The sequence below is a fragment of the Thermobifida halotolerans genome, from assembly GCF_003574835.2.
Taxonomy (GTDB): domain Bacteria; phylum Actinomycetota; class Actinomycetes; order Streptosporangiales; family Streptosporangiaceae; genus Thermobifida; species Thermobifida halotolerans.
This window is the reverse complement of sequence record NZ_CP063196.1, coordinates 2620498-2634994: the sequence shown is the minus strand read 5'-3', so window position 1 is coordinate 2634994 and position 14497 is coordinate 2620498. Positions and strand designations below refer to the sequence as shown.

Annotated in this window: 11 protein-coding genes and 1 CRISPR repeat array; of the genes, 3 read left to right on the top strand and 8 right to left on the bottom strand. The window is 71.4% G+C overall.

Annotated elements, in window-relative coordinates; genetic code table 11:
• Positions 1 to 87 precede the first annotated feature (87 nt).
• The 5 genes from NI17_RS11730 to NI17_RS11710 form a co-directional block, all read right to left on the bottom strand.
• Positions 88 to 2181: a 3-hydroxyacyl-CoA dehydrogenase NAD-binding domain-containing protein gene (locus tag NI17_RS11730; protein WP_068693025.1), complete on the bottom strand. Its 2094-nt coding sequence runs from the start codon at positions 2179 to 2181 to the stop codon at positions 88 to 90.
• Positions 2178 to 3377, bottom strand: a complete 1200-nt coding sequence (locus tag NI17_RS11725; protein WP_068693024.1) for a thiolase family protein — start codon at positions 3375 to 3377, stop codon at positions 2178 to 2180. The genes NI17_RS11730 and NI17_RS11725 overlap by 4 nt, the downstream gene beginning before the upstream one ends.
• 160 nt (positions 3378 to 3537) lie before the next feature.
• Complete coding sequence (locus NI17_RS11720; RefSeq protein WP_084012768.1) at positions 3538 to 4464, bottom strand: tetratricopeptide repeat protein; 927 nt, start codon at positions 4462 to 4464, stop codon at positions 3538 to 3540.
• Positions 4465 to 4560: 96 nt separating this feature from the next.
• Positions 4561 to 5832, bottom strand: a complete 1272-nt coding sequence (locus NI17_RS11715; protein WP_068693023.1) for an HRDC domain-containing protein — start codon at positions 5830 to 5832, stop codon at positions 4561 to 4563.
• Positions 5833 to 5924: 92 nt separating this feature from the next.
• Positions 5925 to 6506: a DUF3000 domain-containing protein gene (locus NI17_RS11710; protein ID WP_068693022.1), complete on the bottom strand. Its 582-nt coding sequence runs from the start codon at positions 6504 to 6506 to the stop codon at positions 5925 to 5927.
• Between the two features lie 225 nt (positions 6507 to 6731).
• Here NI17_RS11710 and hemE point away from each other — a divergent pair, with 225 nt between their 5' ends.
• Entirely contained in the window at positions 6732 to 7700 is a 969-nt protein-coding gene (gene hemE, locus NI17_RS11705; protein WP_243597713.1) for a uroporphyrinogen decarboxylase, read from the top strand.
• A 61-nt stretch (positions 7701 to 7761) separates the two neighbouring features.
• On the opposite strand, the gene NI17_RS11700 is transcribed toward hemE, so the two are convergent.
• Positions 7762 to 8778, bottom strand: a complete 1017-nt coding sequence (locus tag NI17_RS11700) for a DUF4349 domain-containing protein (protein ID WP_119267683.1) — start codon at positions 8776 to 8778, stop codon at positions 7762 to 7764.
• Positions 8779 to 8902: 124 nt separating this feature from the next.
• Between NI17_RS11700 and hemG the strand changes: the two genes are divergently transcribed.
• A complete protein-coding gene (hemG, locus tag NI17_RS11695) occupies positions 8903 to 10339 on the top strand; it encodes a protoporphyrinogen oxidase (RefSeq protein WP_068693020.1) in 1437 nt (478 codons plus the stop codon).
• 62 nt (positions 10340 to 10401) lie between these two features.
• Complete coding sequence (gene hemQ / locus NI17_RS11690; RefSeq protein WP_084012776.1) at positions 10402 to 11043, top strand: hydrogen peroxide-dependent heme synthase; 642 nt, start codon at positions 10402 to 10404, stop codon at positions 11041 to 11043.
• 363 nt (positions 11044 to 11406) lie between these two features.
• Positions 11407 to 13326: a CRISPR direct-repeat array (repeat unit 29 nt; unit sequence GTGAGCCCCACGCACGTGGGGATGGACCG).
• Between the two features lie 71 nt (positions 13327 to 13397).
• Here the strand turns inward: hemQ and NI17_RS11685 are convergent.
• Both NI17_RS11685 and NI17_RS11680 read right to left on the bottom strand, forming a co-directional pair.
• Entirely contained in the window at positions 13398 to 13589 is a 192-nt protein-coding gene (locus tag NI17_RS11685) for a DUF397 domain-containing protein (protein WP_068693018.1), read from the bottom strand.
• Positions 13586 to 14386, bottom strand: coding sequence for a helix-turn-helix domain-containing protein (locus tag NI17_RS11680; RefSeq protein WP_084012766.1), 801 nt, complete (start codon positions 14384 to 14386; stop codon positions 13586 to 13588). Before NI17_RS11680 ends, NI17_RS11685 begins: the two co-directional genes overlap by 4 nt.
• Positions 14387 to 14497 lie beyond the last annotated feature (111 nt).

Sequence of the window (14497 nt, the reverse complement as noted above, 5' to 3'; positions counted from 1 at the left end):
CGTGCCGGGCCGCAGACGGGAAACGGCCCCGCTCCCCGGAGGAGAGTCGGGGGAGCGGGGCCGCGTCCTGCGGGTGCTGCTACGGGGCTACAGCGCCTTCAGGCCGTCGGGGTGGAAACGGGTCCCGTTGACCCTCTCGGAGATGCCCGCGCGGTCCAGGTACGGGGTGATGCCGCCCAGGTGGAACGGCCAGCCCGCGCCGCTGATCATGCACAGGTCGATGTCGGCGGGCTCGGCCACCACACCCTCGTCCAGCATGATCCGGATCTCCCGGGCCAGCGCCACCAGGGCGCGGTCGAGGATCGCCTCCTCACCGGAGGGGGAGTCGCCGCCGGTGAAGAACGCCCGCACCTCCGGGTCGATGGTGAAGTCGGGGCCGTAGACCGCGGTCTTGCCCGCCTCCACCATCGCCTTGAGCTGCGGGGACACGCCGAACCGGTCGGGGAAGGCGGCGTGCAGGGTCTCGGCGACGTGCAGCGCCACGGCCGGGCCGACCAGTTGCAGCAGCAGCAGCGGCGACATGGGCAGGCCCAGCGGCGCCACCGCGCGGTCGGCGACCTCCGGCTCGGTGCCCTCCTCGACCGAGGACAGCACCTCGCCCATGAACAGGGTGAGCAGCCGGTTGACCACGAACGCGGGCGCGTCCTTGACCAGCACCGCGGTCTTCTTCAGCGTCTTGGCGGTGGCGAAGGCGGTGGCCAGCGCGGCGTCGTCGGTCCGCTCGCCGCGGACGATCTCCAGCAGCGGCAGCACCGCCACCGGGTTGAAGAAGTGGAAGCCGACCACGCGCTCGGGATGCTTGAGGTCCGCGGCCATCTCGGTGACCGACAGCGACGAGGTGTTGGTGGCCAGCACCGCCTCGGCCGAGACGTGCTCCTCGACCTGGGCGAATACCGACTTCTTGACCGACATCTCCTCGAAGACGGCCTCGATGACGAAGTCGGCGTCGGCGAACGCCTCATACGACAGGGACCCGGTGACCAGGGCCTTGAGCCGGTTGGCCGTGTCGGAGTTCACCCGGCCCCTGGCGAGCAGCTTGTCGACCTCGCCGTGCACGTAGCCCACGCCGCGGTCCAGACGCTCCTGGTCCAGGTCGGTCATGACCACCGGGACGCCCAGGCGGCGGGCGAACAACAGCGCGAGCTGTCCGGCCATCAGGCCCGCGCCCACGACGCCGACCTTGGTGACCGGTCGGGCCAGCGACTTGTCAGGGGCGCCCCTGGGGCGGCGGGCGCGCTTTTGCACCAGGTCGAACGCGTACAGCCCGGACCGCAGTTCGTCGCTCATGATGAGGTCGGCCAGCGCCTCGTCCTCGGCGGCGAAGCCCTCGTCGCGGGTGCGGTTCCTGGCCTCGGCGACCAGGTCGAGCGCGCGCAGCGGGGCGGGGGCGGCGCCGTGCAGCTTGCCCTCCACGGCCCAGCGCGCGTTCTCGACCGCCCGGTCCCACGCCTCGCCCCGGTCGACCTCGGGACGTTCGACGGTGATGTCGCCCTTGACGACTCCGGCGGCCCAGCGCAGCGACTCCTCCAGGAAGTCGGCGGGCTCGAACATCGCGTCGGCGATGCCCATCTCGAACACCTGCGGGCCCCTGATGGTCTTGTTCTGGGCCAGCGGGTTGTCGATGATCAGCTTGAGCGCCTTCTCCGCGCCGATGAGGTTGGGCAGCAGGTAGGTGCCGCCCCAGCCGGGCACCAGGCCCAGGAACACCTCGGGCAGCGCGAACGCCGGAACTCCGGAGGAGACGGTGCGGTAGGTGCAGTGCAGCGCCACCTCGACGCCGCCGCCCATGGCCGCGCCGTTGACGAACGCGAAGGTCGGCACGTTCAGCTCGCCGAGCCTGCGGAACACGTCGTGGCCCAGCCTGCCGATGGCGTGCGCCTGCTCCCGGTCGGTGATCTTCGGTACTCCGTTGAGGTCGGCGCCCACGGCGAAGATGAACGGCTTGCCGGTGATGGCCACGGCGACGATGTCGGTGCGCGCGGCGGCGGCGTCGATCGCCTCGCCCAGGCTCGTCAGGCCCGCGGGGCCGAAGGTGTTGGGCTTGGTGTGGTCGTGGCCGTTGTCCAGGGTGATCAGGACGGCGGTGCCCGCGCCGTGGGGGAGTTCCACGTCGCGGGAGAGCGCCCTGGTGACGACCTCGTCGGCGAACTGCTCCCGCGCGGCCTCGATCGCGCTGCTCACTTGTTGCCCTCCCAGTTGACGTTTTCCCAGAGAACCGTTCCGCCCATGCCCATGCCCACGCACATGGTGGTCAGGCCGTAGCGGACGTCGGTGCGCTCGGCGAAGAGGCGCGAAAGCTGCATCATCAGGCGCACGCCGGAGGAGGCGAGGGGGTGGCCCAGCGCGATGGCGCCGCCCCACGGGTTGACGCGCGGGTCGTCGTCGGCGATGCCGAAGTGCTCCAGGAAGGCGAGTACCTGCACGGCGAAGGCCTCGTTGATCTCGATGAGGCCGATGTCGTCCATGGTCAGGCCGGTGCGCTCCAGCAGCCTCTCGGTGGCCGGGACCGGGCCGACGCCCATGACCTCGGGTTCGACGCCCGCGAAGGAGAAGTCCACCAGCCGCATCCGGGCGCTCAGGCCGAGTTCGGCGGCGACGTCCTCGGCGGCGATGATCGCGCCGGTCGCGCCGTCGTTGAGGCCCGCGGAGTTGCCCGCGGTCACGTTGCCGTGCGGGCGGAAGGGGGTCTTCAGCGCGGCCAGGGCCTCCATCGTGGTGCCGGGGCGCGGCGGCTCGTCGGCGGTGGCCAGGCCGTAGCCCTGCTCGGCGCTGCGGACCGCCATCTCCACCAGGTCGGGCTGGATCCTGCCGTCGGCGTAGGCCTTGGCGACCTTCTCCTGGCTGCGCACCGCGTAGGCGTCGGCTCGCTCCTTGGTGATGGTCGGGTAGCGGTCGTGCAGGTTCTCGGCGGTGTTGCCCATGACCAGGGCGGAGGGGTCCACCAGTTTCTCGGAGAGGAAGCGCGGGTTGGGGTCGACCCCCTCGCCCATGGGGTGGCGTCCCATGTGCTCGACGCCGCCGGCGATGGCGACGTCGTAGGCGCCGAAGGAGATCCCGGCCGCGGTGGTGGTCACCGCGGTCATCGCGCCCGCGCACATGCGGTCGATGGCGTAGCCGGGGACGCTGCGGGGCAGTCCGGCGAGGACGGCGGCGCTGCGGCCGATGGTCAGGCCCTGGTCGCCGATCTGGGTGGTGGCGGCGATGGCGACCTCGTCGACGCGCTCAGGGGGCAGTGCGGGGTTGCGGCGCAGCAGTTCGCGGATGACCCGGACCACCAGGTCGTCGGCGCGGGTCTCGGCGTAGAGGCCCTTTCCGGCCTTGCCGAACGGAGTGCGCACCCCGTCGACGAATACGACGTCGCGGGCAGTTCGCGGCACGATTGCCCCTCCTTCTCAGGCGGATGGCGGAGTTGTCGCCCCCATGCTACTCGCCAGTAACTAATGGTGCGAGTGAAGGACACACCCTTCTGCGGGGTCGGCCATCTCGGCCCGTCCGGCGGTCGTCGCGGCCGGACGGGCGGGGAAGGAGGAAGGCGGGTCAGTACAGGGCGGCGGCGTCGCGGGGGCGCCCCGCGGCGCGGTAGGCCGCGGCCAGGTCGCGGCGGACCCGCAGGCAGAGCAGCCGGACGTCGGGGTCCCCGGCCGCGGCCAGGCAGTGGCGGTAGACCTCCCGCAGTACGCGCGCCGCGTCGTCGTGGCGGCCGGAGCGCGCGTAGGCCAGCCCCAACTGGTGGTGCACGGTCAACGTCCGGGGGTGGCGTGCGCCGAGTCTGCGGCGGCGCCGCACCAGCACCGTCCAGAGCTGCTCCCGGCAACTGTCCAGGCGTCCCGTCTCCCGCAGCGCCAGGGCCATCCCGATCCGCCAGGACTCCGTCTCCTCCGCGGACGCCTCCGCCTTCCCGTCCAGAACGCGCTCGTAGTGCGTGACCGCCTCGTCGAACCGGCCGACGCGTCGGCACGCCTCGGCCAGCCGGGCGCGGGTGAGCACCGTGTCGGCGTCGTGTTCCCCCAGGTGCGCGAGCCGGTGGGAGAGCAGTTGCTCCCAGTGGTGCGCGGCCTCGGCGAACCGGGCGGCGTCCTCGTAGCAGAGGGCCAGGTTCTCCCGGATCACCTCGGTCTGCGCATGGTGCTCGCCCAGCACGCGGACCGCGTCGTCCAGAGCCCGCTCGAACTGGGTGATGGCCGCGCCGCGCCGTCCGATCTCGCAGTACTTCCCGGCCAGGTTGTTGCGTGCGGTGATGGTGTGCGGGTGGTCGTCCCCCCAGTGCTCGACGCACTCGTCGAGGGCCTGCTCCAGGGCCGCGGTCCGCTCGGCGGGACTCGCGCCGAGCGCCGCCCAGAGCGAGTCGGCCGAACCGCCGGGGGTGACGACGCGCAGCACCGACCGCCAGGCCGCCGTGAGAAGGGGGGCGATTCGGTTGCCGAAAATTGCACGGTCGTTGCGATTACGCGTCAGAACAACCACGATTCAATAACATAACGCGTGTGGGGCGAGGGGGATCGGGAGCGACGAGTCCTGTTGTGTGGGATTCGTCACTCCCCCATCATACGGCTGCGGCGGTCAGCGCGCCGCCGAACGCAGCGCCTCGGCGAGTTCCGCCGCGGTCAGCTCGATCTGCCAGTTGCGGGCCTGGTGCGCGCGCAGGTGCTCGGCCACCGAGTCGGCGCTGACCGTCCGGGGCGGCGACCACGCCAGGCGGCGCACCGTGTCCGGTTGCAGCAGGTTCTCCGTCGGCATCACCACCCGCTCCGCGATCGCGCCCACCGCGGAGCGCACCGCGTCGAGCCGCCGCGCCGCCGCCGGGTCGCGGTCGGCCCACCGGTTGGTCGGCGGCGGACCGTCGCCCGGAGGGCTGGGCTGGGGCAGGTCGGCCGGACCCATGTTCCGCACCCGGTTGACCGCCTTGATCCACGCGGGGACGTAGCGGCGGGCCAGCCGGACGGTGAACGCCTTGATCGCGGTCAGCTCCTGGGGAGTGCGCGGCATCGCCAGCGCCGCCTCCACGATCGCCGAGTCCTGCAGCACCCGGCCGGGGGACAGGTCGCGTTCCCGGGCGATCCGGTCGCGTTCCAGCCACAGCTCCCGGACCACGCCCAGCCCCCGCTGGCTGCGGACCCGGTGGATGCCCGAGGTGCGCCGCCACGGATCGGGGCGCGGTTCCTTGGGCGGCGCGGCCAGCACCGCCGCGAACTCCTCGTGCGCCCACTCCAGCTTGCCCGCCTCCGCCAGCTCGGCCTCCAGCGCGTCGCGCAGCTCGATCAGGACCTCCACGTCCAGGGCGGCGTAGCGCAGCCAGTCCTCGGGCAGCGGCCGCGTCGACCAGTCCACCGCCGCGTGCTCCTTGGCCAGCCGCAGCCCCAGCATGCGTTCCACCATCGTGCCCAGACCGACCCGCTGGTAGCCGAGCAGCCGACCGGCCAGCTCGGTGTCGAACAGGCGCTGCGGGCGCAGGTTCACCTCGGTCAGACAGGGCAGGTCCTGGTGGGCCGCGTGCAGCACCACCTCGGTGTCGGCGACCGCCGCCCGCACAGCGGTCAGGTCGGGGCAGGCGATCGGGTCGACCAGTGCCGAGCCCGCTCCGGCACGACGCAACTGGACCAGGTAGGCGCGCTGTCCGTAGCGGTACCCCGAGGCGCGCTCGGCGTCCACGGCGACCGGTCCGCTGCCTCCAGCGAACGCGGCGGCCACGCGCGCCAACTCCTCCTCCCCGGCGACGACCGGTGGGATACCGCCACGGGGCTCGCTCAGCAGGGGGGCGGCGTCGGCCGTCTGCTCTGGGGTGGTTTCGGGGTCAGGGCCTTCTTCGGTCTTGGAGTTCAGCACGTTCGCCACACCCCTACGGTATGTGGTTCCCGTCGTCTCTCGGCCTCTCCCCTCTCCGGCAGGCCGCGGGGCGCCACGGGAGGGGAGGCCCCGCCGGGGTCTCACAGCTCCGGACGCGGCCTCCGCGAGATGTCCGCCACATCCACCGGCGGCAGCCCCGCGGCAGTGGAGAGCAGGTCCAACCAGGCCGCCATGTGCGCGGACAGGTCGTCCTCCTCCGTGGGCGTCCAGGAGGCGCGCAGCTCCACCTCGGTCGTCGTGGGCTCCTCGGCCTTGAGTCCGAACCCCTCGGTGGTGGCGCGGGTGACCGTTCCGCTCAGCGCGCGGTGCCCGGCGGCCCGGGAGGTCAGCGCCTCGGTCAGCCAGCTCCAGGCCACCTGTCCGAGCAGCGGATCACCGGACAGGTCCGGCTCCAGTTCCGCGCTGACATAGGCCACGACCCGGAACGGCCCCGGCCAGTCGCGGGAGCCGACGGGGTCGTACAGGACGATCAGCCGCCCGAAAGCCGCATCCTCCTCGTCGGCGTGCACGGTCGCCGACATCGCCGCCGCGTGCGGGGCGAGCCGCCGCGGGGCGGGGATGTCCTCCAGTACGATCTCGGGCCGCACCGTCCGGGCGCGCAGGCTCGCGACCGCCCGCGTGAACACGGGAGGGGCCTCGTCGGCCCTACTGTGAGGGGGCATGGTGGAAGCTCAGCCTTAATCTGTGGTCGCCGGAGAAGGGCACATGACGACGGTGGCACGAGAGTCGGCCCGGCCCGCAGAGTTTTCTCGGCGTGTCGGGGTTTCGTGATGATCTTGGGACATGCTGCGCGCCCGCTCCGGGGGCATGGCACGATCGGGAGTGTGACGCTACAAGACTCCGCTTTCCTGCGAGCCTGCCGGCGACAGCCGGTCCCGCACACCCCGGTGTGGTTCATGCGCCAGGCGGGCCGCTCCCTTCCCGAGTACCGCAAGCTCCGCGAGGGCGTGGCGATGCTGGACGCCTGCTCCCGACCGGACATGATCGCCGAGATCACGATGCAGCCGGTGCGCCGCTACGGCGTCGACGCCGCGATCTTCTTCAGCGACATCATGGTCCCCCTCAAGGCCGTCGGCGTGGACCTCGACATCCGGCCCGGCGTCGGGCCGGTCGTGGCCGAGCCGGTCCGCGACCTCGCCGACGTGCGGCGGCTGCGCGACCTGGAGCCCGACGACGTGCCGTACGTGACCGAGGCGGTCGGCGGACTCGTCGCGGAACTCGGCGACCGTCCGCTCATCGGTTTCGCCGGGGCCCCGTTCACGCTCGCCTCCTACCTGATCGAGGGCGGTCCCTCCAAGCACCATGAGCACACCAAGGCCCTGATGTACGGCGCGCCCGACGTGTGGGCCGAGCTGATGCGGCGGCTGGCGGCCCTCACCCTGGAGTTCCTGCGCGTACAGATCGCCGCGGGCGCCAGCGCCGTGCAACTGTTCGACTCCTGGGTGGGCGCGCTCAGCGCCGAGGACTACCGCGCCAGCGTGCTGCCGTACTCGGCGTGGATCTTCGAGCGGCTGGCCGGGTTCGACGTGCCCCGCATCCACTTCGGTGTGGGAACCGGTGAACTGCTCGGACTGCTCAGCGAGGCCGGGGCCGACGTGGTCGGCGTGGACTGGCGGGTCCCCCTCGACAGGGCGGTGCAGCGGGTCCGGCCCGACACCGCGCTGCAGGGCAACCTCGACCCGGCGGTCCTGTTCGCGCCGTGGAGCGTGGTCGCCGAGCGCACCGACGACGTGCTGGCCCGCGCGGAGGCGGCCGACGGACACGTGTTCAACCTCGGGCACGGGGTGCTGCCCACCACCGACCCGGCCGTGTTGGAACGGCTCGTGGAGTACGTGCACACGCGGACCGCGGTCTGAGCCCGACCGCCCCGCCCCCGACGCGCACGGCCGGGAAGCGGCGGGCGGTCGGCGCACGCGGTCAGTCCCGGCGGGGTTCGGCGGAGTCGTCGGGAGCAGCGTCCGCGCTGCTGCCGGGGGAGGGGCTGTCCGCGGCGGCGGAGTCCGCGGACACCGCCTCGGAGGATCCGACCGCCTCGGCCGCCTTCCGGCGGGCGCGCCGCCGACGGCGCAGCCACACCAGCGGCACCGCCACCAGCGCGGCCGCCGCCGCGAACGGCAGCAGCCAGCCGACGACCACGACCACCACGTCCACCACGGTCAGCATCGCGCGCCAGCCGGCGGCCAGACCGCCGAAGAACCCGGGGGAGTCGTCGTCGACCGGAGGAACCGTCGAGGACGGCAGCGACAGCGACAGGTCCACCGTGGCGTAGTCGGTCATCTCGGCCAGCGCCTTCTGCCGCGCCTGCAGGGCCTCCAGGTCGGCCTGGCGGAAGCTGATCTGCTCCTCGATCTCCAGGATCTCGCTGACCTCCTCGGCCTCCTCCAGCAGTTCGCGCAGCCGCTCCAGGGACGCCTCGGCGGACTCCACGCGGCTGTTGACGTCGGCGACCTCCTCGGTGACGTCCTGTGCCTGCTGCTCCAGGTGCTGGCGGTTCCCCAGGAGGGCGAACTCCTCCAGCGCCTCCTGGTAGGAGTCGGCGGGCACCCGCAGGGTCAGGTGCGCGCTCGGGTTCTGCCCGGCCGCCGAGTCGACGGTCTCGGCGGCGACGTAGCCGCCCGCCTCCTCCACCCACTCCTTGGCGTAGGAGGTCGCGTCGTCGAGGTCGTCGACGACGACGCTCAGGGACGCGGTGTGGACGACCGCCCGCTCGGTCGGCTCCAGAGCGTCGGCGCCCGCCTTCCCGTCGGCCGGGGCGGCCTCGGTGAGCTCCTGGACCGCCGCCCCTTCCTCGGGGGCCTCGTGGGACAGGTCGGCAGTGCTGCTGCTGTCGGAGCCGCACCCCGCCAGCAGCAGCAGGAGGGCGGCCAGGGCCGCGGTGGCGGGGGCTGCTCCCGGGCGGCGTCGCCGTGGACGCCGGGACACGGTGGCGTTCATGACCGATGCGATGCCCGGTCGCGCGCGGTGGTTCCCGCCGCGGCATAACACAACGGTCACGGTCCGGCCGGTCGGAGTCGGGGGGTGGTGCGGGAGGCCGTGGAGTATCTGGGAAGCTGGCGACATGGAGACGACACCACACACCGTGGTGGTCGGTGGCGGCGTGTCGGGTCTGGCCGCCGCCCACCGACTCGCGCAGAGCGGACACCGCGTCACCGTGCTGGAGGCCGCGCCGCGTCCGGGCGGCAAACTCGCGGCGGAGAGGGTCGCGGGAGTGCCCGTCGACGTCGGAGCCGAGGCGGTGCTGGCCCGCCGCCCCGAAGCGCTCGCCCTCATCGACGAGCTCGGCCTGGGCGACCGGATCGCCCACCCCGGCGTCGTGGCGTCGCGCCTGTACAGCCGCGGCAGGCTGCGGGACTTCCCCGACGGCCACGTCATGGGGGTGCCCGGCGACATCGCGGCGCTGGCCCGCAGCGGGATCCTCTCACCCGCCGGAGTGCTGCGCGCCGCCCGCGACCTGGTCTGGCCCGCCACACCGGTCCGCTCCGACGTCCCGGTCGCCACCTACATCGGCATCCGCATGGGCCGCGAGGTCGTGGACCGGCTCGTGGAACCGCTCCTGGGCGGCGTGTACGCGGGACGCGCCGACCTGCTCTCCCTGGACGCCACCCTGCCGCAGATCGCGCCGTCAGCGCGCACGGAGCGCTCCCTGGCCGCCGCGGTGCGCGCCTCGCACCCCCGCACCACCGCGCCCTCCGCCGAGCCGCCACCCCCGCTCTTCGCCACCCTTCGGGGCGGGCTGGCCACCCTCGTCGACGCCCTGGCCGCACAGCCCGGCGTGACCGTGGAGACCGCGGCGCCCGTGCGTGAACTGCGCCGCACCGAGCGGGGATGGCGGCTGGCCGTGGGGCCGGAGTCCCGGACCCGCGTGGTCGACGCCGACGCCGTCGTCGTGGCCTGCCCCGCACCGGAGGCGGCCCGGCTGCTGCGCCGCGAGGCGCCGCGCGCGGCGGTCGAACTGGGCGGCGTCGACCACGCCGACATGGCCGTGGTCACCCTGGCCTACCCGCTCTCGGCGTTTCCCGCCCCGCCCACCGGAAGCGGGTTCCTGGTCCCCGCGGTGGAGAGGCGCACCATCAAGGCGGTGACCTTCAGCAGCGTGAAGTGGCCGTGGCTGGCCGAGGAGCTGCGTGCGGTCCACCCCGGCACCAAGACGGTGCTGCTGCGCTGTTCCATCGGCCGCTTCGGCGACGAGGCCGTGCTGGAGCGCGACGACGGCGAACTGGTGGACCTGGCGGCGGCCGACCTCGCCGACATCTGCGGGGTCGACGGCCCCCCGCTCGACAGCCACGTCACCAGGTGGGAGGCGGGCCTGCCCCAGTACTCCGTGGGACACCGCGACCGGGTCGCCCGGATACGTTCGGCACTGGCCGAACAGGAGGGGATCGCGGTCTGCGGCGCCGTCTACGACGGTGTGGGCGTTCCCGCCTGCCTGGGCAGCGCCGCGGAGGCCGCCCGACTGATCAGCACGACAACCGCACGACGAAGGAGTCACACGTGAGTACGGGCAACGACAGCCGCACCCCCGACGTCGAGGAGCTCAACAAGCTGATCCGCTACACCATGTGGTCGGTGTTCCGGGTGGACGACGCCGCGGCGCTGGACCGCGCCGCGGCGGCGGACGAGGTGACGGGGCTGTTCGACGCGGCCGCGGACAAGGGCACGGTCACCCGGGGCGTCTACGACGTGCAGGGCTTCCGCGCCGACGCCGACGTCATGTTCTGGTGGATCGCCGACACCCCCGAGCAGCTCCAGGGCATCTACGCGGACTTCCGCCGCACCGCGCTGGGCCGGGCCGCCACCCCGGTGTGGTCGGCGATCGGCCTGCACCGCCCCGCGGAGTTCAACCGGGGCCACGTCCCGGCGTTCCTGGCCGGTGAGGAGCCGCGCGACTACCTGTGCGTGTACCCCTTCGTGCGATCCTACGAGTGGTACCTGCTGCCCGACGCCGAACGCCGCCAGATGCTCGCCGAGCACGGCCGGATGGCCGCTCCCTTCCCGGACGTGCGCGCCAACACGGTGTCCACGTTCGCCCTGAGCGACTACGAGTGGCTGCTCGCCTTCGAGGCCGACCAACTGCACCGTATCGTCGACCTGATGCGCGAGTTGCGCGGCGCGGAGGCCCGCCGCCACACCCGCCTGGAGGTCCCGTTCTACACCGGCAGGCGCAAGAGCGTGGCCGAACTGGTCGAGTCGCTGCCCTAGGGCTTGTTGCCGAAGCGGCCGGGCCCACGTCAGTGCGGCGGCCGGGGTGATCGCGACCGCTGTGGCGGGCCCCGGGGGCCTGCCGGGCCGTGGTTGCCCCGACCGCGAGACCGGTGTGGGTCTGACCGCTTTCAGCGCACGTTCCGGGGTGGGGATGTGCCGTGAGGCGGGGAGCGGTCCGGGGTCCGCGCCCGCTTCCCCGACCGGCCACGGCCGTCGCTCCGGTACGCACGGAACGCTGCGGAGGATCGCTGTGAACGGGTTGCTTCCGTGGAACTGGTCTAGAATGCTCCTGCGGCTGGAGTTCGCTCACGGGGCGGATAACGCGGAGATAACGCCCCGCAAAACCGCAGGTCAGCTTCTGTGAGCCCCACGCACGTGGGGATGGACCATATGGACATCAGGCCGTGGACGGTCAGCTTCTGTGAGCCCCACGCACGTGGGGATGGACCATATGGACATCAGGCCGTGGACGGTCATCGGCTGTGAGCCCCACGCACGTGGGGATGGACCGCCGTCTGCGCGCTCCCCGCCGGCCACGACACCGTGAGCCCCACGCACGTGGGGATGGACCGGTTGCTCACCGGGTTGCTCGTTGTCCTGCTGTGTGAGCCCCACGCACGTGGGGATGGACCGTACGCCAACCGACCCGGGTTGTCCCCGAGCGCGTGAGCCCCACGCACGTGGGGATGGACCGGTCATGCAGACCGCCATGCAGCGAGCCGCCTAGTGAGCCCCACGCACGTGGGGATGGACCGATCGACGTCACCCTCACCACCGACGTGTACGGGTGAGCCCCACGCACGTGGGGATGGACCGCGTGCGTCGAGTAGCGGCGGAAGTACGGGCCGGTGAGCCCCACGCACGTGGGGATGGACCTCCGCGCGCGGACGGTGAGAGCCCGGCGAGCGCGTGAGCCCCACGCACGTGGGGATGGACCTCCATGTATCGGCGATCTGAAACGGCGGCTCACGTGAGCCCCACGCACGTGGGGATGGACCGCCCCCATGATCATCGACGACTCCCCGGCCGTGGTGAGCCCCACGCACGTGGGGATGGACCGACCTGGTCGAGCCGGGCGACGAGGTCCCCACCGTGAGCCCCACGCACGTGGGGATGGACCGTCCACGCAGCGGGCGTAGTGGAACTGGGCCTGGTGAGCCCCACGCACGTGGGGATGGACCGGTTCGCCGGTCGCAGTATGCGGGCGGGGTTGTGTGAGCCCCACGCACGTGGGGATGGACCGTCGGCGAGGCCGGGCATCTTGTCCTGGCGGCCGTGAGCCCCACGCACGTGGGGATGGACCGTTGGTCTGGTCGTAGCACGCGGCCTTGATGATGTGAGCCCCACGCACGTGGGGATGGACCGTTCTGCCCGGACCCGTACTCCTCCCGCAGCGTGTGAGCCCCACGCACGTGGGGATGGACCGGCAGCCCCTGGTAGGCGAATTCCTCGACGATCGTGAGCCCCACGCACGTGGGGATGGACCGAGGATGGCGGGCATGCCGTGCTGCAGGGCGACGTGAGCCCCACGCACGTGGGGATGGACCGGAGCCGCGTCTGCCCGTGCTGTTGCAGTTAGCGTGAGCCCCACGCACGTGGGGATGGACCGAGACGGGAGCGATAGTGGTCCGCATGCGCTAGGTGAGCCCCACGCACGTGGGGATGGACCGCCGTAGCCTCTGATCTGCCCGCGTCCGGGGTGGTGAGCCCCACGCACGTGGGGATGGACCGGCGGCGCGGGTCTGTACGGGCAGGCTGCCTTCGTGAGCCCCACGCACGTGGGGATGGACCGTCGAGCACCCCACGGCCACAGAACTTCACCGCGTGAGCCCCACGCACGTGGGGATGGACCGGTCATTGCAGCGCTCTCTTCAGGGGCGGGGAGGTGAGCCCCACGCACGTGGGGATGGACCTGGTCTTCCTGCTGGCCGTGGGGGGTGTGCTGCGTGAGCCCCACGCACGTGGGGATGGACCGACGAACGGTTGGATGCTCATCGGTCCCCCTATGTGAGCCCCACGCACGTGGGGATGGACCGTCGACGTCGCCTACGCCGGCGGCGGCTGGCAGGTGAGCCCCACGCACGTGGGGATGGACCTGGTTCGTCGCCGAGTGGACAACTGACGTCGCCGTGAGCCCCACGCACGTGGGGATGGACCGGCGCACGCGCCGCAGTGGTGTTGGATTACGCCGTGAGCCCCACGCACGTGGGGATGGACCCAGCGCGCAGGACATGGGACGGCTGGTGGCTGCGTGAGCCCCACGCACGTGGGGCTGGACTGTACGCGACGGGCAGCATCACAGTGCCCCCGAAGACAAGGAGCTCCGGGGGCGCTAAACAGCGAACGACCTACTACAGGCGCCCTGTCTTGATCTCCGCCAGGAACGCGGACCAGGCCGACACCGTGAAGTCCAGGTGGCCCGACTCCCGGTGCTGAGTGTCACGCACCAGCACCGCACGCGGAGTCTCCGCGACCTCGACACAGTGTCCGCCACTTGGGTTGCTATAGCTGGACTTGTGCCAGCTCAGATCATGGGTACTCATGAAAACTCCTGCTGAGCTTGTGCGATGAGCTGAAGGGACGCCTCTTGAGGTAGAGCAGCTCCCCGGAGGTCTCCGTAGTGTCGAGCGTAATCGGCAACTATGCCCGGATCATCAGTGGGCGTACCAGAGTGTCGAGTTTCCGTGTACAGCACCGTTCCTTGGTTGGGCACCATGAACAGGGAGAACGCGTGAAACAGGCCAGGGTGTCGCTCGGTCTCGAAGGGGATGACCTGTAGAGAGATGTTCGGGCGCTCGCCCAGGTCTAGAAGGTGGCCGAGCTGTTCGTGCATGACCTTCTTCCCTCCCACCGGACGGCTTAGCACCGAACCATCAAGCACCACCAAGAGGAACGGTGGACGCTCGGACTTCAAGATCGCCTTTCGGTCCATGCGGGCTTGAAGCAACTCACTGATCTCCGCTGGACTCTCGCGAGGAAGACCCATCGTGAGGAGGCACCCAGCGTACGCTTCTGTCTGCAACAGGCCCGGGACAAGAAGTGGATGATACTCCCAGATCTCTGTAGAGGCGCGCTCACGCTTGGCCGCGTCCTGGTACCACGTGGGCAGCGCTGACTCAGATGTACGGTCCCAGAGGTTCGCCAGGGCATTCCCTGTGTCAAGCTCGCGGTCGATACGTTCCAGATGCTCCCGTTTGATTCCTCGCGCTCCCCGTTCCATTGCACTGAGCATGGCAGGGGAGAGTAGAACTCTTCTGGCCAGATCGGTTTGAGAAAGACCTGCTCTTTCACGGTGAGCACGTAACTGCTTGCCGATCTTGGCCCAGCGCCCTCTACTCACTCCTACTGACCTTTCACCAATCAAGCGTTCTCGGCTACCTCTACTTACACCCTCGGACTTAGACAAGCACTTCAGTCGAAAGTCTGGCAACCCCTGTTCGACAGCGTCATA

Coding starts and splice junctions, on each gene's coding strand:
- NI17_RS11685 (WP_068693018.1), bottom strand. CDS start 13,589: ATGAGTACCCATGATCTGAGCTGGCACAAGTCCAGCTATAGCAACCCA.
- NI17_RS11710 (WP_068693022.1), bottom strand. CDS start 6,506: ATGCCCCCTCACAGTAGGGCCGACGAGGCCCCTCCCGTGTTCACGCGG.
- hemQ (WP_084012776.1), top strand. CDS start 10,402: ATGTGGTCGGTGTTCCGGGTGGACGACGCCGCGGCGCTGGACCGCGCC.
- hemG (WP_068693020.1), top strand. CDS start 8,903: ATGGAGACGACACCACACACCGTGGTGGTCGGTGGCGGCGTGTCGGGT.
- NI17_RS11700 (WP_119267683.1), bottom strand. CDS start 8,778: ATGAACGCCACCGTGTCCCGGCGTCCACGGCGACGCCGCCCGGGAGCA.